Genomic DNA, 24,327 nt, shown 5'->3' on the forward strand with positions numbered 1-24,327 from the left:
CCAATGGACCGCGGGTTTCAGTACTTCTTGGGTTAACTTATTTTGCATAGTTAAATAATTTCCCCAATCCAGATAACTATGGCAACTTTTCTTTCTGCCATTCGTGCAACAGGACTACTCAATACTGAGTAAAAACTACAGATCATATATCAATGTTATTACAAAGACATTCCTCTATAGAATAGTGAGTATCTTGATTATATCTAATCAAACATACCATGAAAAATCCCACCCCCTGTATCATCATAGATGATGAAACAGGAGCCATCCGTACCATCAGCGACTATGTCAGGCAGATGCCGTGCCTTTACCTGATTGAAACCTACACAGATCCTTTAAAAGCCCTGGCCGATATTTCCATTTTAAAGATTCCGCATCTGATCTATTGTGACATAGACATGCCCGGATTCACCGGCATCGATTTTGCTGAAAGTCTCAGGAGCGGCCCACACCACATTATATTCACAACCTCTTATGAGCGTTATGCGCTCAGTGCTTTTCCTTTACGTATACGAAATTACCTGTTGAAGCCATTCGGTCTTGCAGAATTTGTCAAAGGAACAGAAGTAGTACTCAAAGAGTTTTTTTCACAGCTCGAACTGGAATACGAAACAGAGGATTCTTTCTTTTTCCGTACAGACCCAGAAAAGTATGCCCTGACCAGGGTAATGAAAGGAGATATCAGCTATATCCAAGGTTCGAACAACCATATCCACATTTATACCCAACAAAATAACTATTCCGTTTACATGACTTTTACAGAGATAGAGGAAAAGCTATCCAGAAACACGAATTTCTTCCGTGTCCAGCGTTCCTATATCATCAACTCCAGCCATGTCAAGGGAATTGCGGGCAACATGGTCAACATCGGAAAATACGATGTGTTGATGTCCCCGAATTATAACTCCCTATTTATGAACTGGGTCAATAGCATGTGGCTAAAGACCAGCAGAAAGTAGTGCTACTGATTACCTGACTGGCTTGTATGGGAGGTTGTGATCAACGTGATCGTATCGGTTGTGGGGTCAGTAGTCAGATTACTCTTATTTGCTGAAGAGCGGAAGACAAATACCGTTTTCCTACTCAATTTGGGGCTTTTTTTCGTTTTCATGAAAGGAAACTAGCCCCAGAAAAAAACTAAAAAGACCGCCCGTGGCCAAATGCCAGATTACCGTGGCCAAACCTAAAACCGTCAAGGAAAAAAATGAAAAAATTTATCAAATATTACTGGTGGCACCTTATTCTCTGGTTTTCTTTCATTGTGTATGAAACCCTCGCAATCTGGACTGTCAGAGGGAAATTCTCAAATACGGAAAACTATCTTTTTCACTATCTCATCAATATCCCAATATCATATCTTGTTTCCGGAATGATACTTCCCTGTACGATCAAACCAGGCCGGCGGAACATCCCGCTACTGATGTTGCTGATCCTGTTGACCATTTTAATTTTCCTGATATTCAGCAATTTTGCAGACCGGCTGTTGGCAATGATTAACGGAAGAACCTTTTTTGGGGATTTTGAACTTGATCACATTTTTGTAGGCGCAACGATGTGGAGAGGTATATATTTTATGGGAATTGGTGTAACCTTATTCTTATACCAATATAGCAAAAGGAGCGACCAAAAATCTGCAAGACTTGAAAAACAAACCATAGAAAAAGACCTCCATCAATCCCAGCTGGCATTAGAACTGGCAGAGGCAAAGAATGCTTATCTCAGGGCACAGATCAATCCACATTTTATGCTTAGTACCCTTAGCTTCATACATGATAGTACAAGAATTACCGACCCAAAAGCTGGCCAGGCAGTACTTCAGCTTTCCAAGGTCCTTCGTTATGCACTGGATACAGAACGGGGTTCTGAAAAAACATTATTACGGGCAGAGATCGAGCAGGCAGAAATCCTGTTGAATATCACCCGGATCAGAAAAGAAAAGACATTTATTAACTTACTCTACGATGAAAAAGACTGGGGTATAAGGCTCATTCCTTTCATCCTCCCCTCACTGACAGAAAACATGCTTAAACATGGTAATCTCAGCATTTCCTCCGATCCGGGAGAAATAAATGTAGCAGTCCGCAATAATTGGCTTTTTATTGAAACCAGAAATCTTATCAGCACCGGAATAAACGATAGTGGATTGCACACTGGTCTGGTAAATATAGAACAAAGACTGCGGCACAGCTATGGTGAGCGGGCCAATATCTCCTATCGAAAACAGGAAGACAGACATTTCACGGTAAATGTATGCTTACCCATAGAATAAGACCTAAAGTCCATTCTGTTTTATTCCATGCATAACCTTATATCGTAAACATGCAATAAATTCCATGCATCCCAACTTATTTAAAACAAAACAGCAAAGAAACCCAAAATTTAATCTTTGAATTAAATATCATTTAAGGAATTCCTGCTTGTTTGTTCTTTTGGTGCAAAAAGATTTCAACCACTTCCATGGTAAGCATCGAATAAAAAATTTTCTGGCCTAACTTATATTCCTCTATCTTTGTATCAATGAGTCTACCCATGCGCATCAACTTTGAGAACAAAGATTATATCTATAATATTCTTACCAAGGCAATCAGCAAAGATACTATAGAAATAAAAGTCAGCTTACTGGGAGAAGAATTCACGCTGGTCCGTACGCTGGACAAGGAATGGGATGTCTTTGATAAGACAATAATGGATAACCCTGGCCTGCTCAGGGCTATTGGAAAAAATATCGCCTTACGCTACCGCCTTTGACTATGATCCACCGATACAGTCAGGTTTTCGATTACCCTATAGCAAATTCCCCCTATCCTCCGTGCGGACTATGTCAAAAATTTCACACAGATAGATAAATCTCCAGTTCCGGACTCAAATCCGGCAAAGCTGGAAAAAGTAGCCGGTATCCACTACTAATGGCTGAATTAAAAAGCGTATACTTTTCCCAGTAACCCCAGAAAAAATCTTGGCATCATTTTACCTAGAGTCCGATCTGGTACTGTAAAATCAATCGGATCAAATCCCCGTTCAATGCAGCTAAGATATCATACGGTTACTTACCCTTCCCAGGAAAGTTTTCATATTTCAGTTTTGGTTAGTGTTTTAAATATTAATAACTAGCTTTATCTCTAAAAAATACATTTAAATAAATAAGATCCATTAACGCTCAACAATAACCGATGAAAATCCGACAGACCGGTGTGAGGTCAAAAAGTAAAGAAAAAAAAATATCTTATTCAGATAAATTAAGGGCAAGGCTTGAAGGCCGGGTGGCAAATGATGAAAAAATGCTGTTATTTGATTATCACTCCCTACCATTTAACCATTACATGGAACTGATAAGGGATAGGCTTCTTAAGCCGCAATTATACAGGAAGGAATTTTGGGAAACCATCCCTAATGGCGTTTACAAACAAGAAAAAGGGTTACAACTTTTGAATGACTACCAACATTTTATTGAGGAGAAAATGAGGGTAATTATCGAAAAATATTCAATTGGTTATTGGTTACACCTTTCCAGAAGAATTGCCCCCTCTTCAATGGGAGAAGATACCAGGTATGCAACCATAATTTATTGCTCCAATATTCTGAATGCAGCGATACAAAAGTTTGCAAAAAAAAAGCAGAACAGTGAGCTGATAATGGTAAATGAAGATAATCTGGATAAAATTCTGAAAGGAATATACTTAACCGACACTTTTAAAAGTGCCCTGCCTCTTCTAAAAAAATGTAAGGATCAGATAATGCTTGGCGATTTTGACCACGAAAACCTTTGGGAATTTATTACTATCGGCATTCTTGCGTATGAAATATGGCTGTCCGGGGCGAAAAAAAGAATTGTATCCAAAGGAGCCGATCTTACCGTAAACCATCAGACTGAAGAGATCATAGATGACAACCGAAGTAAGGAGCTGGATGAACTTGTCCTGAATTTTGATAACCGGAAAAGAGGTATGCATTCTACAGCGACAGGTACGGTTTTTCAGGAAAAGACACGAGATACCGGAACGACCTTTATGACCCAGATATTTGATCGAAAAAATGCAACAGATTTTAAGGAGCCGATCGCGAAGCATCTGGAAATTGAATTTGAGGAAAATTTCAGTCCCAATTTCAGTTTTGCACTTTTTGATATCCGGGCCTTTACCCAGGCCCACCTTCCATTAAGTCAAGATTTTAGATTGAAAAACAATGTCAGTTTTGAATACGTAATGGGGGTTATTTCAGATGTCTGTTTATCTTTTGTTAATAGTTTTTTTGGCAAAAAGGATATCAAGACTTATTTTAACATGGTACAAAGAAGTTACCAGCTTTTTAAGATCGATGAATATCGTCCTTCAATCAAAGAAAACTGGACCACAGTGATGGAACAGACGGGTATCTCGGTACCTTATGATGAAGATGAGATTGATAAGGCTATTGCTTTCCTCACACTCGCTGAAGATAATGCCCGTAACATCCGCCTGGCAACGGCAGGTCCACTAAAGATATTTCTGCCATTGGACCAAAAAGGCGGCATCCTGATAGATCATTCGGTGACAATTTATTTACTATATAATCTTTTTCACAATGTATCAATGGGTGGCCACAATTTTAGAGGAAAAACCCTTGAAGATGCGCTAAATGGCCAGAAAAGTTATCTACCGGTAACGCCCTGTAAGGCAATTGATAATACCAGTAAACAGATTGATTTTTCGGTTGTAGTTGGAGATATCCTGGTAATCGCAGAATGTAAGGTAGTTGCCCATTCTTTTGGCATAAATAACGGCGATGTAAATGCAATTTCGCACCGGACGGAAAATGTAGTTGAAAAGGGCTTGTCTGAGGTCGATGAAAAAGCCCAATGGCTGGCATTGCATCCCAAAGGCACAAATTATGACCTTACGGGTATTTCCCATATTTTACCACTTGTAGTTTCGCCTTTTACAGAATATATACACACCTTCGAGCCGAGATACTGGCTGACTAAGGACTTGCCAAGGGTATTAAATATCGATGAATTTGAAGAATTTATCAAATCGGAATTAAAAGGTATAAGAAAAAGTGCCCTGCGTCCGTTATAAGCAAATAGTATATGACCCTAGCACAATTGTAATCCACAGAGGCGCACAAACATATAATCCATGCTGAAATTGATTGCATTGTAGGCAATAATGCGGTCGGCTTTTTTTAAACCTTGCTTAAATCCAAGGCCTCTTGATCCATGGATATACCATGTTCAGCAGGACATTAATTAAAAATAAAAGTGCGGTCAAATACAAATTTCCCGACCTGTGTTGCCAGTGGTATCTGCTCAAGGCCGATTCTAAATTTTCTTCGGAATCGATGCAATTCGGGAAATCCGAACCTTTTTTGGCGGCCCTTTTTTCGTCATCTTTGAGATATCCATCAAAGCATCCAGATATAGAAAAATCATTATGAAAGAAGAAAACAACCAGTACCAGGGACAGGCAACAGAAAAATACGACGTTGTCATTCTGGGAAGTGGCGCAGCCGGAAAATTAATTTCGTGGACCCTGGGCAAAAAAGGCATGAAAGTAGCCGTTATTGAAAGAGAATACATCGGTGGTGCCTGCCCCAATATCGCATGCTTGCCCAGCAAAAATATAATACATAGTGCAAAGGTTGCTTCCTTTTTCCGTAAAAGCGAGGAATTTGGAATTACCAAAGACAATTGGAAAATTAGTATGGAGGATGTCCGTGAGCGCAAACGAAAAATGGTCACCGAGCTTGTTGACATACATCTTGAACAATACAGGGACACCGGTGTAGATCTGATTATGGGGGAAGGCCGGTTTATATCCCCCAAAACATTGGAGGTTACAACTGCGGATGGAACCGCACGTATACTCCAGGGTGAACATGTAGTGATCAATACGGGGACACGTGCCGCTATCGGAAAAACGCCCGGCCTGGAAGCAGCGAATCCCATCACACATATAGGTGCCCTGGAACTGGACAAAATACCCGGACATCTGATTATACTGGGCGGTGGGTTTGTAGGGATCGAATTTGCCCAGGCGCTTAAGCGTCTTGGCGCTGAGGTGACACTGATTGAACGCAATTCAAAGCTTGTCCATAATGAGGATGAAGATGTTTCTGACGCCCTGCATCAATTATTTATATCAGAGAACATCGGACTAGTTACAGGTGCCCATATAACCAGCATCGAGGGATTTTCGGGTGAATCAGTAAAGGTAAACTTCAGACAGGACGGTAGGGATCACGTCCTGGAGGGATCACATCTAATGGTAGCCGCCGGACGCATTCCCAATACCTCAGGTATCAATCTTGAGCTTGCGGGTGTTGAAGTCACAAGCAGTGGGTATATAAAAGTAAATGAGCGGCTGGAAACAACTGCAGCCGGTGTCTGGGCAGCCGGTGAATGTGCAGGCAGCCCGCACTTCACCCACATCTCCGAGAATGATTTCCATGTGGTTGCAGATAACCTCCTTGGCGGGAACAGCATTACTACCGGAAGACAGGTTCCGTTCTGCATGTTCACCGATCCTGAGCTGGCGCGTATTGGCCTGAGTGAGAAAGAGGCGCGGAAGCAGGATATACCTTACCGCCTTGCCAAAATTCCATTCAGCGCTATCCTGCGCGCGAAGACGATTTCCGAAACCCAAGGTTTCATGAAAGCATTAGTTGATACCAAAAGTGACCGGATCCTGGGATTCACAGCGTTCGGTGCAGATGCAGGAGCTGTTATGGCCCCGGTCCAGGTTGCAATGCTTGCAGGACTGTCATATACATTATTAAGGGATATGATATTTCCGCACCCTACAATGGCGGAAGGCCTGATCACGCTTTTCAGTTCGGTACCGGACAGATAATATATCCGCGAAACATTAATATTGAACGAAAGAACATCTTTTTTCAGCCATATTTACCTTGTAAGGACAAATATGGCTGAAGCCAAACTGGTGGTTGTCCCGAGCGATGGGATGTCCCTACACGAATTAAACTAGCCCACTACTCAGGATATGCTATGCGTTTGTTAATATGCCTGCATTAAAAAAATTGCCATGGATATTGACCCTTCCTTTAACATTAAGCTGAAAGGAAAACCGGAAACCGGAATCATCGTCCAGTTAGTCCAAAAACAGATAGCAGCCAACATTTTTTTAATTTAATCCCGAGAATGTAGACTCGACATCAACCGGACATTTCAAATCCCAGGAAAGATTCCCGACTCATCTTGGGGTCTACTGGTTTTAGTTCGACCTTTGAAGCAAACCACGTAGTTTTAAGCCTGGGAATTGCAAGTCCCAGTATCATGCCCGGAAGGCCATTAAACCCTTCAGGACCTCCTCTGGCAAGAATCCTGTCTGTGTAAAAAGCAGCAACATAAACCGTATCGTTTATCTTGGTCAAAGCTTTCCTGCATTCATAACCTGCTATTTCCCTGACATCGGGAAGCAATTTCCACTTAAGATTCGGTATACTGTCTTCAACCAGGAAATATTCGTTCCCGATTTTTTTCTTCTTAATCCTTTTCTTACCGCCAAAGTCGAAAAAAAATTCATCTTTTAGGTTTTTATCAATAAGAGCACGGCTCATGGCTCCCTCATCATTTGTCGCAACGGATTTATAAAGGGTTATATCCCCGCTAAAGGTCAGCGACCAGGTTGAATTAAGCCCGGCAAGAAAACCCGCAAGTTTAGGATCATCAAACCCTTTCTCCGGCCTCACTTTTTTTTCATAGGTGACCGTTGCCTGTTTAACAAAAAGGTCCTGTGCCAGCACATCCTGGACCAAACAGTAATATAGTATCAAACTAATTATAATATATTTCATATCAATTGTTTTTTTTATCGGTGATAAAATTGCCAGCCAATTTAAACCTTACAGCTAAGAGGAAAAACCGCGGGATATAACTATAGGTCAGCTCAGAGGTTGAATAACCACTGACCGACCTTGTATAGCCGGTCTGTTGGTTAAGTATGTCATTCGCTGAGAATTTTATTTCCAGCAATTCCCCACGCATTAATTTTTTTGAAAGGTATCCATTTAACTGGTAGGTGTTGACCGAATTATTAAAAGCAGCATCCGAAGGCTGAAAATTGAGAGCGGCAGTTGCATTGAACTCGATTTTCAATGGTAGTTTCAAATTTGCCGCCAGTTGGTGGTTATGTGTGAAAGTGCGGCTGCTATTGACACTGCCAATGGATGAAACCCCTATGGATGTATTTAAAAATGATGAGATTGAGAGGTAAATGTCTTTAACGGAATATTTTAGGTTCCCACGCAATGAGTAATTATTGTTGGTAACCTTATTGTTTACCGTATTCAGAACGCTTACCCGGTTACTTAAACCATAATTCAGACCTGCATTGCCCAAAATAGCCGTATTTTTTATTTTAAAGTCATAACCGGCACTGATTCCCAGCCGGCTATTACCATTTAGATTCAGATATCCCGTTGTACGTTTATTGAACTGGTCTACCGTTTGGTTGACAGTAATTGCGTCCTTGACGAATGAATAATACATATTCAGGTAAAAAGAAGAACGCTGCACAGAAGATTTCCTGAACGATATACTAAAATCATTCTGGAAAGCGGGTTTCAGACCCGGATTACCAACGAACTCATATAAAGGGTTATCCAGTTCCCTGATAGGTTGTAATTGGGCGATGGTTGGCTGTACCGTTTTTCCATCATACTGTATGGCTAAGTCCGTCCCATTTTCTGTCCTGAAGTTAAAATAGGTATTTGGTGAGAAGTTGATGTAATTCCGGTCGAAATTTTTATGCGTATCAAGATCCTTAAGTCCAAAGCCTGTAAGTGTTACTTCAATCCCGGTAGAAGCAGTCACTTTCCCGGAGCGAAACTGCAGGACTGTGCGTTCAATATGGTTTGAACTATTATACCTGAAATCGTTGCTCAAAGAATCAATCCGTTTTGCCACTTTCTCTGCCCCATCATTATTGAAAGTCTCTTTAATACTTCTGGCATTCAACGCCTTAAAACTATATGCTGTCTGCAGGGATAGGCCAGCGAACAAAGGCTCGGTAAAAACGGCCCTTGCAGCCAAGGAGGTTTCAGTTCCCTTTTCTTCCTTTCTCAAGTTGAAATCCAAATTTTCAAGAAAATTACCATCTTCATCGTAATAGCTCGTATTGTTCAAATTGGACTGGGTCCCGTTACCATTTTTACTTTCCGGCTGCAGGTCAATAGTTATGGACCGGCCTTTTCTCCTGAATTTTTTTGAGTAATTGATGTTTCCGCTGAATATATCTGCATTCCCTGTCTCAAAACTTTTCTGGAAATTCTTACTGGACAAATGGTCCCCCTGCCTGAAACTTTCATTATGTATTTCGGCCTGGTTTTCATTGCGGTTCTGCTTGGCCCGGATGTCTATTTTTAGGGAGCTCAGGGAATCAAGGTTGAGAAAGAACTTGGTTTTGATATCCGTCCCCGAATTTCTGGACTCATTTGAATTATAGTTACTGCTTTTAAAAACGGAACCACCGGGTAAGAGCACTTCGGTAAGTGAGGACTGCAAATTTTTGCTACTATTGTCAAAATAGTTTGAATTTAAACTCGCTTCACTCTGGTTTTTCCATTTTCCTGAAAAATACCCACTCAAACTTAGGTTATCCGGCAAACCTGATCCCGGTGAGCTACCGAACATATTATTTCCGGCTCCCGGAATGCCTTCATCCCCAGCGTTTATGCGATAATAATCATCATAACCGGTAAATCCCTGAAAGGAGGATGCGCTGAAACTACCAATGTTCAGATTGGACTTTTGCCCAAAGACAGCCGCCTTGTATTTTCTCAGGTATATAGCTCCCAAAGCGGCATCATCATTATATTTGAAGAAGCTGGACTTTAGATCAACATCTCCGATGTACCCGTTTTTTGCATTTTCTTTGAGCTTTACATTAATTATTTTTTCCCTTTTACCGTCATCTATACCCGTCAAATCAGACTCTTTACTCTTTTTATCATAAACCTGAACTTCCGAGACGCCTTTTGCTTTTAGGTATTCCATAACCATTACCGGATCATCTCCAAAGAATTCATCCCCATCAACCAGAATTCTCCGCACATCTTTTCCCTGCGCAGTTATCTTGCCGTTGATATCAACCTCTATTCCCGGCAATCTCCTGAGTAATTCCTTCACATTGGCATGTTCTGCTACCTTGAAACTATCTGCCTGATAAACAATTGTATCCCCCTTTCGGCTGATCGCCTGCTTGGCTGCCAGGATGTGTACTTCTTCAAGCAAATTCGCCTTTAGATCCATTTTGACAACCCCCAATTCGATTTTTGATCCGTCCTTAATTATTACATCCTTTAGGTAATCCGCCATTTTGGGATAGGAAATGATCAGGCTATACCCCCCATTTTTAATAGCATTCAAGGTAAAGTGCCCCATGTGATCGACCCTGGTATTCCTTACAATTATCGAATCTGTTTTTCGGATAAGGACAACATTGCTAAACTGCAGGTTTTCCTTTTCCTGTAAGCTTTGGACAACTCCATGGATTTCACCTTCTTGTGCAAATGCGGTAACTGTCAAAATAAGCAGTAAAAAGGAAGTAAAAATTTTTCTTATAAATAGTTTTAAAAACATTTTAAAGCATCGGACTAAATAGTGTTTACCAGACATGATCAAAATAAAACTCGACAGCATTTGAGTAAATACCAGCGTATATATATACAATATTTGCCCTTATCCTAATTGCTGATCAATCTGAACCACGGCTTTTAATTCGCTGCCCCTGATATGCAGTCTTAATAATCAGCGGAAGCATATTCCCAGTATCCCTAAAATGTTGGTTTCTTGTATGAAGACAGTTGAGTACAGTCAAGGTAGTAACCGACCATAAAATATTTTCTCCTTCCATCCTCCGGATATCAAAAGGGGAATAACAAAGTCAGAATTGCTGTTGTTCAAAGACTGGCAGGACATTGTTGATTTGGTATTTATTTGCCATTCAGGCCGCACAAGAATATGTACCAGAGTGCTTGTTTTTAAAGGGCAGTTCCCAAAACGTCCCTGAATATGAGAAAAGGAGAATTAAGCTTAATGTGCAGTATCTTCCAGCCTTTGGGGCCTGGGAATAGCCAGCCTGCTCCAGTAGCTGCCGACCAACAATCCCATATCCCGAAATCTAAGTATCAGATCAAATGGCATTCACTATGTGGTTGATGAAAAATATAAGCAAACCCAGAATTGCGTTTCATGTCCGAAGCCATAAATAAAACCAGCATTCGAACCTTAGCAAACCTAACTTAAATAACAGGATGGATGTTTGTCCGTAACAAATCTTTGCCCTTATTGCAATTGTGGTCCTTACCATTCCGGTAAGGACCACAAATCAGTTAACCATAAATTTCAACCCCGTTTATCACAAATTTCCAGGTATTGATACACCCGATCCGTTATTGGATTTTGTTTACCACAAGGTTGTCAAAATAGATATAACTTGTCTGGCTTGAGCCCCAGACACCTACATCCTTTCCTCCCCTAAAATTATGGAAGGAAAGTCTTTTGATCAACCGTTGGGCATCATTGGTCGTCCATCTGATTGCCTGGTTAATAACATAGGTACCATTGATCTGCAATTGTATCCAACCGTCCTTATTGCTACCTGTATTACTTTTGGCATACATATGTACCGTGTAGGTCTGGCCTTTTACCAGGCTTCCGCTGGCCGGGTATGATTTGCCAAAATCATCACCACATGGCCCTGCCATATCTTTGTGATAAACATAGGGCTGAAAATAAACCCTCCCGTTATTATTGTACCACATCAGCCTGAAGCTACCACCATTACCGTCGCTTGCAATATCACAACCAGTATTGCCTTCTCCGATAAGAAATCCAAAACCCACTTTGCCACCCCTGCTCCAATCGAATGTACTATGGAACCTAACTGTATAAGTGGCTTCATAAGCCGATCCATCTGAAAGATCAAGTTCTGAAATCAATCCATTTGAGACAGAATTAGGCATCAGGGTTGCCCTCGCGCTATTTCCCGAAATCCATGCACGGTCGGAATTCCAGCCAGTAAGCGTACCACCGCCGAAGTCAGCACTTGCTTCATTATAATCATATGTACCATCAGGATGATTAAATTGTGTGTTTATGTTACTGGGCCAAACCTGGGCAGCAGCAGATGCGGACATGGTTTTGTTAACGGACAGCTTTTCAACTGAACCATTGTTTTCTGTTACTTCGGTCGAATCTTTGGAACAACCCGCGATCGAAAGGGAAATAAAGGTCATGCCTATCCCTAGTAATTTAGGAAAATTAAGTTTTTGGCTCATTTTTTTTTAAAATATTTAGTTTAAGAATTTGGTTAGCATTAAACCAGCTTTGTTTTTTAGACAATCTGTTGGTTTAAAAATGTTTTTTTGACAAAAGTTTAGTTCCGGTTAACTGATATACACAAAATACAAACTTGTTTGTTTTCTTTTTCAAACTCACAAGGTATTTTTGATAAAAATCAGGCATGGGAATATTTCTAACGATTGAAATAATAACCTGAATAAAGAATGACATCCATTAAAATGGATTACGATATTTGTACATTAAACCGGTTATGAGCAGAATGTAAGGCTGAATTCATTATCGATGATAAATCCTTTATGACATAAAGTAAGGATATTTACCGGCAATTAAATTGATATTTCCAGGGATGAAAAAATCAGAAATATGAACTATCGGGTTTCTTTTTTAAAGTTCTCTTCAAATAAGCCTTATCGCAATTTATAGCACTTCACAAATGCTGTTTCCTTGCTACCCAGGTAATACTGAGGAATATTTAACGGGTCAAGGTTAATTAATGCTGTTCCTTTCTAAACATGTCAGTCAACGGCCAAAGCATCTATCATTTGAAAAAAAGCTATGGGCAGTACCCATAGCTAGGGACATTTATTTACTGTTTTTTTTAGCTGTAATTTCCTGTCTGATTTCCTGTGCCAGATTCCTCACTTTCTGTATCCCTTTGCGCAGGCGCGTACCTGCCGCCCCGTTCCCAGCCTTATAAAACTTTTGTGCATCTGATTCGATTAAAACAATCAATTCTTTTATTTTACTGAATTTTTCCATAAAATTATCTTAAAGGTTCTCACATATCACCAACATCCCAAGACCTTTTCGGCTAATAAAGCTTGAAAAAGCTTATAATATTAATTATTCCATACCATTTAAATCCCAAAAATGCCAGTCCTGGCCAAGTTAAGTTCTTAAGCCAATAGCTTATGAGAAAGCGATTTACAATGAAGATATTTGTCTTATCATCTGATTCGTAAAGCCCCACTCATTATCATACCATGCCATAACTTTCACCAGATCACCATCAACAACGCGAGTCATCTCCAGGTCAATCGTAGCTGCGAACGGGCTTTTAATTATATCAGTGGAAACCAGGGGTTCATCGGTAACGGCAAGCACTAATTTATACCTTTCTGTATTTGATTCTTCAGTGAGGATCTGGTTGATTTCTTCCACGCTTGTTACTCGTTCCGCTATAAAAGTAATGTCAGATATTGAACCCACCGGAACAGGTACCCTTACCGCTATTCCGTCAAATTTCCCTGCATACTGTGGAAGCGCCTTCGTAGTTGCAATTGCAGCACCCGTCGCTGCAGGCGCCAGATTAATACCGGCTGCCCTCCCCATCCTCGGTTCCCGTTTTGAAGGCGCATCAACTAAGGTCTGGGAAGCAGTATAACCATGGGTAGTATTCAATATCGCTTTTTTGATACCCAGTCTCCTCCCCAGTATTTCAATTACAGGACTTATGCTATTAGTGGTACAGCTCGCACATGAGAACACCGCAACCTTACCATCTTCTGTGTTCACGCCGTGCACAACAGTTGGTGTATCTTTTGTAGGTCCGGAAATAACCACATTCCTCGCCCCTGCCATCAAATGCTTTTCAGCATCTGCATTGTTTGTAAAAAACCCCGTGCTTTCAATTACTACCTCAGCACCCAACGCCTTCCATGGCAGATTCTCGATCTCTCTGATACTTGTATACTTTATACTTTTGCCAGCTACGACAAGCATATTGCCGTCCACTTTAACATCCTTTTCATATTTCCCATAATTGCTATCATATTTTAACAGATAAGCGGCATTCTCAATACTCATCAGGTCATTGATCCCCACCAATTCCATATCTACGGAATCAAAAATTATTTTCAATGCTGCCCGGCCAATCCGTCCGAACCCATTTATGGCTACTTTTTTCATAAACTTATTTTATTTTTTTCTTGAATTCAAAGATGCCTAAAAAAAATAATACAGACAAGTCTGTACTGTAAATAATTTCCCCCTTTACCTTTCTATACGAACAAGTATAAGTTAAAAATTATAATAAAACAAGTCGGTCTGTTTTATTATATTTGTGTTATTAGCTGCTGAATCAACTGTGATTGACAAATTGGAGATTCAGCCCAAATGACAAATTAGTTAGTAATAGCCCAGCATCTCCAATAAGTGAGATAATGCCATGGTAAAAATTAAGGGTGGTGCCGGCGATTATGCTTAGGTATCACCCAACTGAAGGAAAGCCATGACTTGTTGGGAGAAAACAGTATAAAACGTATAACTAATCCATATACCATATTCAATAGAAATATAATCACCAATGAACCATAGATTAGAAATCAAAAATGATAAAGGCTACAAGCTCAATGCCTACCTAGATCTGCCCGCCAATCAGAAACCGGCTCATTACGCGATATTCGCCCATTGTTTCACCTGCAACAGTAATTTAAACGCAGTCCGGCACATCAGTGCGGAACTGGCAGCAAATGGATTCGGTGTCGTACGTTTCGATTTTACTGGGCTTGGAGAGAGTGAGGGAACATTTGCAGAAAGCCACTTTTCCGCAAACGTAAGTGATCTGATAGCAGTTTTTCAGCACATGAAAACTTATTATACGCCACCGGTACTATTGATAGGGCATTCACTTGGAGGTGCCGCAGTGATCGCCGCAGCCGAAAGGCTTCCTGAATTAAGGGCGGTCGCAACCATCGGTGCCCCCTCAAAAGTGGACCATGTAAGAAAACTTTTAACCTTGCAGGAACCAGCTGGGCAGGATGATCGGGATTGGGAGGTAAATATCGGGGGACGTCCTTTTCTTATCAATAAGACCTTTCTTGAAGAAATGGAAAAAACCGATTTGCAGGCGATACTTGGACGCCTCCATAAGCCGATATTATTTATGCATGCTCCGGGGGATAATATTGTATCGATTGATAACGCCCAGGTCTTATATTCCAGTGCTTCGCATCCCAAAAGTTTTATATCACTGGACAATGCCGACCATCTGCTTCGTCTTAGAAAAGACAGCCTGTATGCTGCAAAAATAATTGCAGCATGGGTGTCCAGGTATGTTCCTGAAATGCATAATCAAATGCTCACAACATCTGGAGAGCAACTTGTTGGCCATTTAAACCTTAAAGAAAATAAATTTACAACAGCCTTACAGACTGAACATCATTCTTTCATCTCAGATGAACCAGTTGTTATCGGTGGCGAGGACTTAGGTCCATCACCATATGATTATCTGAGCGCTGCACTTGCAGCATGTACGACAATGACCCTCAGGATGTATGCTGAAAGAAAATCATGGCCGCTTGAAGAAATCTACGTTTACATTACCTATGCAAGAAAACATGAGCAGGATATGGGTAATGGATCAGCTGCGCCCGCTCATCTGGAAACGTTTTCAAAAAAGCTTCTCTTTAAAGGTAACCTTGATGAGTCCCAAAAAAAACGTCTTTGTGAGATAGCTGCAAAGTGTCCGGTACACCAGACTTTAAGTCTACCCGTTCATATCGAAACATCATTACTAGCTTAATCAATTAAAACAATATCTTATTATGAACAGACATGAAGAACCCCTTCCCTTCGACGATCAGCAAGATGCGGATCAAGAGGATCAGCAGAGCCAGCAGGATATCCATTCAAATGGACTCGACGCACAGAACATAGCTCCCCAGGAGAGTAAAAGCCAACCCATAGACCTTTTAAACCAGGCCTACCGAGCAGCCGAGTCAGCTTATTTACCCGGCGAGCGGATCGGTTCGGATTATCGGATCACAAAAAAAAAGCCTGAATGAATTTAGTAAAAACCATCCAAATATAACTCAGTAGGTACTTAATCGGCCCGCCAGCGATCATATTTAATAATATTCAGAAGCTCGGGTATTTATCGCCTTAAAGTATTATTCATATCTAAATATAAAAACCGTTTTGATTATAATTCAAAACGGTTTTTAAAACTTGTTAATAATTAAATTTAATTGATAGCGAAATATTCCCAGCCCGATGCTGTTGCACGGGTACAGGTCATGGCCTGGGTACCATTTTCGCTCGAAATGTATTTTCCATTATTACCCCTTAAAGCAATTTTCCCATCTGCGGCAACAACCCAGTCGAATTTTTCCCAGTCGCCTATGGTTGCCCTGCTGCAGGTAATGGCCTGTGTTCCATTTTCTGATGATACATATTTGCCCATGCTTCTCAAGGCTACTTTACCACCACCCGCATCTATAACGGTAAACCTTTCGGTTGATGTGGCTGTGGTAGTGGTACAGGTCATGGCAGCAGTACCATTCTGTCCGCTTACATATTTGTTGTTGAAACCTTTTAGTGAAATCACTGTGCCGAACGGAATGTTCGATCCGCCGTTGTTTACGCGGTCAACAAGTGTTGTATAAATGGCGCTTAACAATGAATTACCGCCTGTTGCGTCTGCATTCAGATCCCAGATCATGATTCCGCCAGCACGGTCGTATGATAGATTTGCTTTACTTTTAATAGTGGGAATGCCGTTATAACCTACATTGCCGAAAGTATCGGAGTTAGGGCTTCCACCCTGGGCCAAGATATCTTTATAATCGACATAAGAATTAGACGAACGGCCATAAAAAGGTACGCCAAGCGTTGTTTTGGCAACAGAAAGTCCGCGGCCCTGCCAATAATCCAAAGAACCTACGGCATAATTATAGGTAGAGTGATTGGCACCACCACCATCATATGCCATTAGGTTAAGAAAATCTACAGCATTGAACACTGCATTTTGGATACTTGCGCCACCTTCAGAAACTACGGCTGCGGTAAGCAATTTCCCGTTATTATGAAGCTGGGTACTTAATTGCTGCATCAGGAGTGTGAAGTTATTGGCCGATGCACCTGTATTAGGGTATTCCCAGTCAATGTCTACCCCATCGAGGTTATACTGGTTTACCAACGCCATTATGTTATTAACGAAATTCGTGCGATAGGTTGAATTTGCGGCAAATGCTTCAAATGCACTATCGTCACTGTTATTCCATCCGCCAACAGCAATCGATACCTTAACACCTGCGGCATGGCCCGAGCTTACCAGACTTTGCAGTTTGGATGGATCAGGTAAAGCCTGCAATCCACCGGTTGAAGTTGGCAGTATAAAAGCATAATTTACATGGGTAAGTTTGCTGAACTGGATCTGGCTAACCGCACCAGCCCATGATGGCATATAGCCAACTACCCTAAATGATGAGCCTGGAATGAGCTCGGTAACGGCCTCTTGCCCCTTAGATAGATTAGGTAATTCATTTTCCGGATTCATCTCCGATTTTTTACAGGAATAAAGAACTGTTAAGGCCAGCAGCGTACCAAGCCAGGTTTTTGTTGCATTTCTCATAGATTTAATTAATTGGTTAGTGAATGATGTAATTATATATTTGCTAATGCTACGGATGAAGACTAGGTTGGACTTAGTTAAAGACCTAATTACTTTTTTAGGACCATACATATAGCGGCCTAATAGCTTATTTCCAGTAGCTTACCGCTCATCAAAGTAAGATTAATTTTCAAATTGCATAATATTAATACCACATAAATGTATCATTTAATTGGTTTATGAAGAATTCTAACGATTGAAATAATGCGTAAGTTTACGTTCACTCCGCATTTAAACTGACGCCTATTTCGCTGCAAACTGTTCAGTATTTTCCGGACCAAAATGTATGCACTGATCGAAGTATCAGACTTTTCTCTATTAATAGTTCTTTTTATTTTGTTTAAGCTCAGGCCAGAATAAGGGCTCAGGCGACTAAATCGTCTTTGATAAGATTTTGGTCTCTGTGGTAGGTTTTGAGCGTCTTAAGGTGTTCTTTTGAAGGTGTTCAGCTATGCTTTCATAATATGATGCTTTGCAGACGCAGTGAAAAGGATCTAATATCCTATTTAACTTGATTAAGCTGGGAGTTTTACAAAGGACAGAAATTTGAACTTGGTGATCCTATACGTTCAGAATGGAAGAAACAATTTAGGCAATTGTCCGGCAATCAAATTGGCGTATAGTTTGGTTCGAAATGGATTGACCAATTTCAGTGAAATATTCAGGGCTTTGTTCAAAAATGGTGCGAAATCAACTCGGAAAATCCTTGACAAAAAATCAAAGATTATTATATTCCACTTTTATTCCTAATTTCAAAACTCTTCTCGAAAGGTCAATTTGTGGAAGTTTGCCATTCCCATAAAAGAAATAACGCGACATAGATTTATAATTAAAAATCCAAAAAAACAAATTGTCTAAGCCAATCAACATGAAAGTGTTGATTTGTTTGTTAATGCTTTCTTTTCGGCCAACATGGTCGTAGAAGAAACCCGAAACAATGGTGGTTAATGCCCTGCCTAAATTATGTGTTCTTAAGCTCGTGGTAAGTTCACCTGCAAAATTATAACTGTTTACATTAAGGTCTTTACCTCACTTTGCATTATTGGCTACCATTTCCTTGACCCTGCCATCTTCATGGTAGTAGGTAACCGTAAACAGTATTGTGGCGCTGCATGAAAAAACCAGAAGGTATTGAGCCCATGTTACCAAAAATAAGAAAGCAATAACCTACTGGTTTATGTGACTTATCCACACCTCAAAATTAGAGAAACAAGGTCATTAAGTTAGTTTATCCACCATTACCACCAAAAGTTGGGAAGAATCACTTTCACAGAAATACACAGTTAAGTAATTCGTCAACAATTTATGTGATAATCCCTGCTAAATGTTTGTGCAGACCAAGCCTTTTTTGAAGTCCATTCCGCATCTTCAAATGCCCAAAACTCATCATTTGCTGGCAAGCCAAGTGGTAGAAAGGAAGTAGTGGCCATATATAAACTTCCGGTAGAAGTGTAATAATCGGCGATTTCTGGCTGGTGTCCACAAAAACCCAATTGTAACCAACCATTTTCATCGAAAGTGTGTTTTTTGTACATATTCTTTTTTACCAGCGTCAGTGCACATCTAACTTGGGCAGGATTGATTTCCTCTGGCAATTTCCCCATCAACACGATTTGGCTTAAAGCTTGAAAAGCACCTGTCCTGTAAGTTATTGAACGACCAATAGGTGGATAAGTACCCTCTGGAGAAATCATACGTTCTTGTCCTACCGCATATCTTTGCATCCTCTCCAAAGCAACCTCATATGCAGGCGCTTCAACCATTTTTTTGGCAAGCATAACACCTAAAGTATCTACCATCATTGGATGAATTACAAAAGAATTGTAATAGTCAAAAGTTAAATTTGGACCATCGCCATACCAACCGTCACCTTTATACCACTTATTGAGTCTCACAACTCCCTGCAAAAGCCTTGCTCTATCGATATCCTCACCAATTGACAAAAGAAAAGCTTCGGTTATCGAGCCAAATAACAACCAATTGTTGTAATACGGTTTTCTATCTCTAAGCAATTTGAACGCCGCTATGATTGCCTGCTTTGTTTGAGAATTTAAAGGATTCCATAAAGCATTGGGTGCTCTTAAAAAAGAATGGGCTAAATACGCTGAATCAACTATAGGTTGATGTTCTTTAGCAAATAATAACTGATCTGGACTGTTCTCGGCAAAACAATTTTCTAAGCCTTGCACGGCCTCCGTCTTCATTTTTTTTCTAAGTTTCCCTTCATGGGTATCATCATCCGGTAAGGTTAACCAGGGTGCGATTCCTGCAAAGGTACGCCCGACGGCTTCGAGGTAAGATACTTTAGGTGATCTGGAATCGTAAATAGGTGATTTGGCCAAGGGCATATTTTTAACGAGTGTGCCAAATGCCAGATTAGATATTACTGGATTTGCTATCTTATAAAGTAATTCATACCAGTACGTTCTATCATTATTTACTTCGTTTGTCATCATATTAACTTGTTCAAAAAAAAGTTTGACTGAAAATAATTATTAATTCCCAGGATATGTCATTTAAAATTCTCTTCCCATTGAATTGTTTTTGAATATCTATTGTTACCGAATAAGCAGTCTATTTTTTAATAGCATATTTGATGTTGTCAAAAAGCCGTTCAATTAGCCGCCTATCATTGGTTATGATTTCAGCACTTCCTTTAGCTTCGGCTCTAAAATCCAAACTAGCACCATAATTCGTCTTAAGTTGACTGGGAAAATCTACTAAAATTTGATAAGTTTCTACATCACTACGCTCCGTTTTTGTAATGTTGGTTGTTAATGAAATTGCCTTAATTACACCTTTAACCGAGCCATATTCCATGTAAGGATAGTTTTCTAATTTTACGATTACTTCCTGCCCAATCTTAATTTTACCACTGCCCTCGGCAGGAAGCATTACCTGCCCATAAGCCTTATCATCTTTTGGTATTATGGTGAATATCTGCTCTCCCGCTTGGACAAACTGATTTTCATTGTAAAATTTCAAAAACTGAACTTTACCTCGGAATGATGCTTTAAATACATATTTCTGCTGCCAGCTTTTTATGTTATCCATCAAATCGTTGTATGTTGACAATAATGCTATGCTCAATTCCTTTTCCTTTTCAGGAGTCTGTATTCCCAATTCCTGCAGTTTGCTTTCTGTTTGTTGCACAGTCTGTTTTGCGTTGATTAAATTATTCATCGCACTATGCAAAGCGTCCTTACTATTGAGATAGCCCATCTGTGTTTTGTCCCATTCGGCCTCACTGATAACCTTTTTCAAAAACAAGGTTGAGTCCCTTGAATAGAATTTATGAAAATAGTCTAGAGAATTACGTGCCATTTCTATCCGTGCTACAGCATTTGACACTCCATTTTGCTGTTCAAGTAACAAAGTTCTAAAGTTATTGCTTTGCTTATCCAATAACCTATCCTGTTTATAATTTATAAACTCTTGCAGGTTGTTCGTGAAACTATAATATTTACCATTCAATTCACCCAAAGAGACATTATGCGGAAGTTTACGCCTTAATTGTATAATTTCATTAGAATTTGGATTATAAAGTTTAAGTAAACTATCAATATATGTTACTTGACCGGGGTTAGTTGCATTTTCGATATATGCCAAAACTTCACCTTCTTGAACCTCATCCAATGAATGAATATTTGGATTCAGCTTTAGTTTACCGCTAACATTGGCGACAAGTTTTAAAGGAGCATTGTTGGCATTAATGGTAATTTGTCCATTTACAACGTCAGGATAGCGTATAATAACGCCGAAAACAAAAAGTGAGATAAAAATAAAAGTAACAATCATACTTATCCAAAGCCCGAATCGGGTTGGCATGCGCTCTATGATATGCTGCACCTCTTCAGTGCGCTGGTTGCGATAATATAATTTTTCTTCTTCGGTCATATGTAAAAAAAGAGACTAGATGAACGGAATAGTAGGACTATTTTCTAAAGCAACTGCACTACTTATCTCGACTTGTGATTGCACAAGTTCGTAGTACCTACCTTTTCTTTCCATTAAGCTATTGTGATTGCCAATTTCTACTACCATACCACTCTTCATTACAATAATCTGGTCGGCTTTTCTAATAGTGCTTAAACGATGTGCTACCACAATTACGGTTTTATCTTTAAATACATCATCTAGAGCCTGAACGATTTTCTGTTCATTTAAAGTATCCAAACTGTTAGTTGCTTCATCAAAAAACAGATAATCTGGATTTTTATACAAGGCCCGGGCGATTAAAATACGTTGTTTCTGTCCACCACTTAAACCACGCCCCTGCTCCCCCATTTTAGTTTGATAGCCCAATGGCAATGCTTCAATTTCAGCTGCAATATTAGCTGTATCTAATGCTTTTTTCAGTTTAAGGTAATCTATTTTTTCATCATCCAGAACTACATTATTTAAAATGGTATCATTAAAAATCTTACCATCTTGCATTACTGCCCCACATTTATCCCGCCATTGTTTCAAACCAATATTGTTCACATTCATATTGCCAATCAATATGTTTCCGAAACTCGGTTTATACAATCGTAAAAGTAATTTCAATAGGGTAGATTTACCGCTACCACTATCGCCAACGATAGCCGTAACTTTACCTTCAGGAATAACCAACCTTATGCCCTGCAAAACTATTGGGCCAGTAGGTGTGTATTGAAAAGCTACATCATTCAAAAACAAGCTTTTATTTTCAGGCAATTCTATCGGGTTATTTCCCACATCTTCATGCTCATCTTTTAACTGGTGGATTTCATTTAACCTGAGAAAGGAAAGCTGAGCGGATTGAAACGAGATAATAAATTGTATAAACTGCACCACCGGTGCATTTAACATGCCGATGATAAATTGCGTACTGATCATTACACCAAATGTCATTTGGCCGTTAATAACTGCCTTGGCACAAAAAAAAGTAATAAACAGGCTTTTCAAATTGTCTATGAACTGTGCGCCTAAATTTTGGGTATTGGTAATATTTAAAACTCTTAAGTTGACTTTATACAGTCGGGCCTGTATGTCTTCCCATTTCCAGCGTTTGGGTTTCTCGTAATTGTTAATTTTGATATCTTGTATACTGGCAATAGTTTCTACCCAATAGCTCTGGTTTCTACTGACTAGTTCAAAGTACTCCCAATCTAGCTTTTTCCGTACTTTCAGGAATGCCATTACCCAAACGATATAAAGTAAGCTTCCAGTTAAAAAAATACCAAAGATAACCATATTATAAAGAAGCAAAATGACACCAAACACCACAAAGGTAAGGGTGGAAAATATCATATTTAAGGAGTTGTTCATGATAAAACTACGTATCCTTTCATGGTCTTGTGCCCTCTGCAAAATATCACCTGTCATTTTGTTTTCAAAAAAAGTGATCGGCAACAACATCAACTTTATCAAATAATCAGAAATCAAGGCAATGTTTACCCTGGAGGTAATATGCAATAAAATCCAGTCCCGCACTAGGTTACTTAATAAGATGCTTAGGTAGATGGCAACATTTGCTATTAATACAATATTAATGAAATCCACATCATGTGTGCGTATGCCCACATCAATAACAGCCTTGCTTATGAAAGGCAAAAAACCCTGCAAGATGGTTACCATTAACATCACAAAAAACAGGTTGTAAAAGCTTTTTTTGTAGGGTCGAAAATAATTAATGAAATGTGTGAAAGTTTTGCCCCTCTTTACTTTTTCGCTTGCTTGGCGCTCAAAAAAATCTGCTTGAGGTTCAATTGCCATGAGGACACCTTTTTCCCTACCTCTCTTTAGCCATTTAGTAGCAAATTCTTTGTAGGTATATTTTACATAGCCTTTTGCTGGATCGGATATATATATTGCTCCATCGGGCTCCTTACCCTCCTGGATAGGCTTAAATGGAGCTGAGACTTTATAAACAACGACGAAATGGCTGTTGTTCCAATGAACAATGGCAGGCAAGGGTATTTTGAATAGGATATCATTAATGGTACATTTTAATGATAAGGTTCGTAGCCCAATACTTTCGGCAGCGTGGCTCATATCCAAAAAAGAAACCCCCTCTTTGGTAATACCACATTTGTCCCTCAAATATTGTAGTGAGTAAAATTTGCCATAATATTTGGCAATCATTTTAAGGCAGGCCGGACCGCAGTCCATTATATCCAGCTGCCTGTCGTTTGGGAATTTTTTTTTAAATGTCATTAGAGCGTTACAAAACTTTGCCAATGTATGTTTTTTTTCAGAAAAAATATACATTAAGACTTTATAGTCTTCATTTTTTATTTATGATATTAAAAATCAGATGATTAACATATTGTCGCAATCATAAAGTAAAATAATAAAACATACCTTCGGATTTGAGCAATTAAAAGCTTATATGATGTATGGGAGGAAAAAATGCGTTATACCAATTGCTCAACAATAACTATCATATTTTATTTTTTGATAACAAATTCCATTTCTATATATCTTTAATTTATCCCGTTGATATAATAGCGTCATTTATCATTAAATTTTAAGGTATCAATCTTGGCTGTTAATTCGGCAATAAATCTTTTTGATTATTGTTTTAACATGGGAATGGAACAAATAATTAAGATTATTGTTAAGATCATATTTGCTCCATTTTATCATTGTCGTTAAAAGTTCAGAAAGG

At 39.5% G+C, this 24,327-nt stretch carries 16 protein-coding genes; 7 read left to right on the forward strand and 9 right to left on the reverse strand.

The window, feature by feature from the left end; translation table 11 throughout:
- The first annotated feature begins 218 nt into the window (after window positions 1-218).
- The 5 genes from DRW42_RS09475 to DRW42_RS09500 all read left to right on the forward strand — a co-directional run bounded on the left by DRW42_RS09475 (window position 219) and on the right by DRW42_RS09500 (window position 6,827).
- Window positions 219-959, forward strand: a complete 741-nt coding sequence (locus DRW42_RS09475; RefSeq protein ID WP_113948584.1) for a LytR/AlgR family response regulator transcription factor — start codon at window positions 219-221, stop codon at window positions 957-959.
- 245 nt (window positions 960-1,204) lie between these two features.
- Window positions 1,205-2,269 carry a sensor histidine kinase gene (locus DRW42_RS09480; RefSeq protein ID WP_113948585.1) on the forward strand — a complete coding sequence of 355 codons (1,065 nt, stop codon included), beginning with the start codon at window positions 1,205-1,207 and terminating at the stop codon, window positions 2,267-2,269.
- A gap of 260 nt (window positions 2,270-2,529) precedes the next feature.
- Window positions 2,530-2,748: a hypothetical protein gene (locus DRW42_RS09485; protein WP_113948586.1), complete on the forward strand. Its 219-nt coding sequence runs from the start codon at window positions 2,530-2,532 to the stop codon at window positions 2,746-2,748.
- 422 nt (window positions 2,749-3,170) lie between these two features.
- Window positions 3,171-5,054 carry a hypothetical protein gene (locus tag DRW42_RS09490; protein ID WP_113948587.1) on the forward strand — a complete coding sequence of 628 codons (1,884 nt, stop codon included), beginning with the start codon at window positions 3,171-3,173 and terminating at the stop codon, window positions 5,052-5,054.
- 354 nt (window positions 5,055-5,408) lie between these two features.
- Window positions 5,409-6,827 carry a dihydrolipoyl dehydrogenase family protein gene (locus DRW42_RS09500; protein WP_113948589.1) on the forward strand — a complete coding sequence of 473 codons (1,419 nt, stop codon included), beginning with the start codon at window positions 5,409-5,411 and terminating at the stop codon, window positions 6,825-6,827.
- Window positions 6,828-7,149: 322 nt separating this feature from the next.
- Here DRW42_RS09500 and DRW42_RS09505 read toward each other — a convergent pair whose 3' ends face one another.
- The 5 genes from DRW42_RS09505 to DRW42_RS09525 form a co-directional block, all read right to left on the reverse strand.
- A complete protein-coding gene (locus DRW42_RS09505) occupies window positions 7,150-7,791 on the reverse strand; it encodes a GLPGLI family protein (RefSeq protein ID WP_113948590.1) in 642 nt (213 codons plus the stop codon).
- Window position 7,792: 1 nt separating this feature from the next.
- Complete coding sequence (locus DRW42_RS09510; protein ID WP_158544306.1) at window positions 7,793-10,522, reverse strand: outer membrane beta-barrel protein; 2,730 nt, start codon at window positions 10,520-10,522, stop codon at window positions 7,793-7,795.
- 866 nt (window positions 10,523-11,388) lie between these two features.
- Window positions 11,389-12,276 carry a polysaccharide lyase gene (locus DRW42_RS09515; protein ID WP_147243703.1) on the reverse strand — a complete coding sequence of 296 codons (888 nt, stop codon included), beginning with the start codon at window positions 12,274-12,276 and terminating at the stop codon, window positions 11,389-11,391.
- Window positions 12,277-12,883: 607 nt separating this feature from the next.
- Window positions 12,884-13,060, reverse strand: coding sequence for a histone H1 (locus DRW42_RS09520; protein WP_113948593.1), 177 nt, complete (start codon window positions 13,058-13,060; stop codon window positions 12,884-12,886).
- Between the two features lie 165 nt (window positions 13,061-13,225).
- Window positions 13,226-14,209, reverse strand: coding sequence for a type I glyceraldehyde-3-phosphate dehydrogenase (locus DRW42_RS09525; RefSeq protein WP_113948594.1), 984 nt, complete (start codon window positions 14,207-14,209; stop codon window positions 13,226-13,228).
- Between the two features lie 397 nt (window positions 14,210-14,606).
- Between DRW42_RS09525 and DRW42_RS09530 the strand changes: the two genes are divergently transcribed.
- Both DRW42_RS09530 and DRW42_RS09535 read left to right on the forward strand, forming a co-directional pair.
- The gene (locus tag DRW42_RS09530) at window positions 14,607-15,824 is read left to right on the forward strand and encodes a bifunctional alpha/beta hydrolase/OsmC family protein (RefSeq protein WP_113948595.1); all 1,218 of its coding nucleotides are present in this window, start codon (window positions 14,607-14,609) and stop codon (window positions 15,822-15,824) included.
- A gap of 22 nt (window positions 15,825-15,846) precedes the next feature.
- Window positions 15,847-16,086 carry a hypothetical protein gene (locus DRW42_RS09535; RefSeq protein ID WP_113948596.1) on the forward strand — a complete coding sequence of 80 codons (240 nt, stop codon included), beginning with the start codon at window positions 15,847-15,849 and terminating at the stop codon, window positions 16,084-16,086.
- A gap of 179 nt (window positions 16,087-16,265) precedes the next feature.
- Here DRW42_RS09535 and DRW42_RS09540 read toward each other — a convergent pair whose 3' ends face one another.
- From DRW42_RS09540 to DRW42_RS09555, 4 genes are all read right to left on the reverse strand, one after another.
- Window positions 16,266-17,654, reverse strand: coding sequence for a glycosyl hydrolase family 18 protein (locus tag DRW42_RS09540; protein WP_208643533.1), 1,389 nt, complete (start codon window positions 17,652-17,654; stop codon window positions 16,266-16,268).
- A 1,334-nt stretch (window positions 17,655-18,988) separates the two neighbouring features.
- Window positions 18,989-20,149: a DUF2264 domain-containing protein gene (locus DRW42_RS09545; protein WP_113948598.1), complete on the reverse strand. Its 1,161-nt coding sequence runs from the start codon at window positions 20,147-20,149 to the stop codon at window positions 18,989-18,991.
- A 118-nt stretch (window positions 20,150-20,267) separates the two neighbouring features.
- Window positions 20,268-21,590 carry a putative HlyD family type I secretion protein gene (locus DRW42_RS09550; protein WP_113948599.1) on the reverse strand — a complete coding sequence of 441 codons (1,323 nt, stop codon included), beginning with the start codon at window positions 21,588-21,590 and terminating at the stop codon, window positions 20,268-20,270.
- Between the two features lie 15 nt (window positions 21,591-21,605).
- Complete coding sequence (locus DRW42_RS09555; protein WP_113948600.1) at window positions 21,606-23,873, reverse strand: peptidase domain-containing ABC transporter; 2,268 nt, start codon at window positions 23,871-23,873, stop codon at window positions 21,606-21,608.
- Between the last annotated feature and the right edge of the window lie 454 nt (window positions 23,874-24,327).

The sequence above is a fragment of the Pedobacter miscanthi genome (assembly GCF_003315595.1).
GTDB lineage: Bacteria > Bacteroidota > Bacteroidia > Sphingobacteriales > Sphingobacteriaceae > Pedobacter > Pedobacter miscanthi.

What these genes read in the sequence shown, in the direction of transcription:
- DRW42_RS09475 (WP_113948584.1), top strand. Translation starts at nt 219, where the DNA reads ATGAAAAATCCCACCCCCTGTATCATCATAGATGATGAAACAGGAGCC.
- DRW42_RS09525 (WP_113948594.1), bottom strand. Translation starts at nt 14,209, where the DNA reads ATGAAAAAAGTAGCCATAAATGGGTTCGGACGGATTGGCCGGGCAGCA.
- DRW42_RS09545 (WP_113948598.1), bottom strand. Translation starts at nt 20,149, where the DNA reads ATGATGACAAACGAAGTAAATAATGATAGAACGTACTGGTATGAATTA.
- DRW42_RS09535 (WP_113948596.1), top strand. Translation starts at nt 15,847, where the DNA reads ATGAACAGACATGAAGAACCCCTTCCCTTCGACGATCAGCAAGATGCG.
- DRW42_RS09555 (WP_113948600.1), bottom strand. Translation starts at nt 23,873, where the DNA reads ATGACATTTAAAAAAAAATTCCCAAACGACAGGCAGCTGGATATAATG.
- DRW42_RS09520 (WP_113948593.1), bottom strand. Translation starts at nt 13,060, where the DNA reads ATGGAAAAATTCAGTAAAATAAAAGAATTGATTGTTTTAATCGAATCA.
- DRW42_RS09485 (WP_113948586.1), top strand. Translation starts at nt 2,530, where the DNA reads ATGCGCATCAACTTTGAGAACAAAGATTATATCTATAATATTCTTACC.
- DRW42_RS09540 (WP_208643533.1), bottom strand. Translation starts at nt 17,654, where the DNA reads ATGAGAAATGCAACAAAAACCTGGCTTGGTACGCTGCTGGCCTTAACA.
- DRW42_RS09480 (WP_113948585.1), top strand. Translation starts at nt 1,205, where the DNA reads ATGAAAAAATTTATCAAATATTACTGGTGGCACCTTATTCTCTGGTTT.
- DRW42_RS09530 (WP_113948595.1), top strand. Translation starts at nt 14,607, where the DNA reads ATGAACCATAGATTAGAAATCAAAAATGATAAAGGCTACAAGCTCAAT.
- DRW42_RS09515 (WP_147243703.1), bottom strand. Translation starts at nt 12,276, where the DNA reads ATGAGCCAAAAACTTAATTTTCCTAAATTACTAGGGATAGGCATGACC.
- DRW42_RS09500 (WP_113948589.1), top strand. Translation starts at nt 5,409, where the DNA reads ATGAAAGAAGAAAACAACCAGTACCAGGGACAGGCAACAGAAAAATAC.
- DRW42_RS09490 (WP_113948587.1), top strand. Translation starts at nt 3,171, where the DNA reads ATGAAAATCCGACAGACCGGTGTGAGGTCAAAAAGTAAAGAAAAAAAA.
- DRW42_RS09550 (WP_113948599.1), bottom strand. Translation starts at nt 21,590, where the DNA reads ATGACCGAAGAAGAAAAATTATATTATCGCAACCAGCGCACTGAAGAG.
- DRW42_RS09505 (WP_113948590.1), bottom strand. Translation starts at nt 7,791, where the DNA reads ATGAAATATATTATAATTAGTTTGATACTATATTACTGTTTGGTCCAG.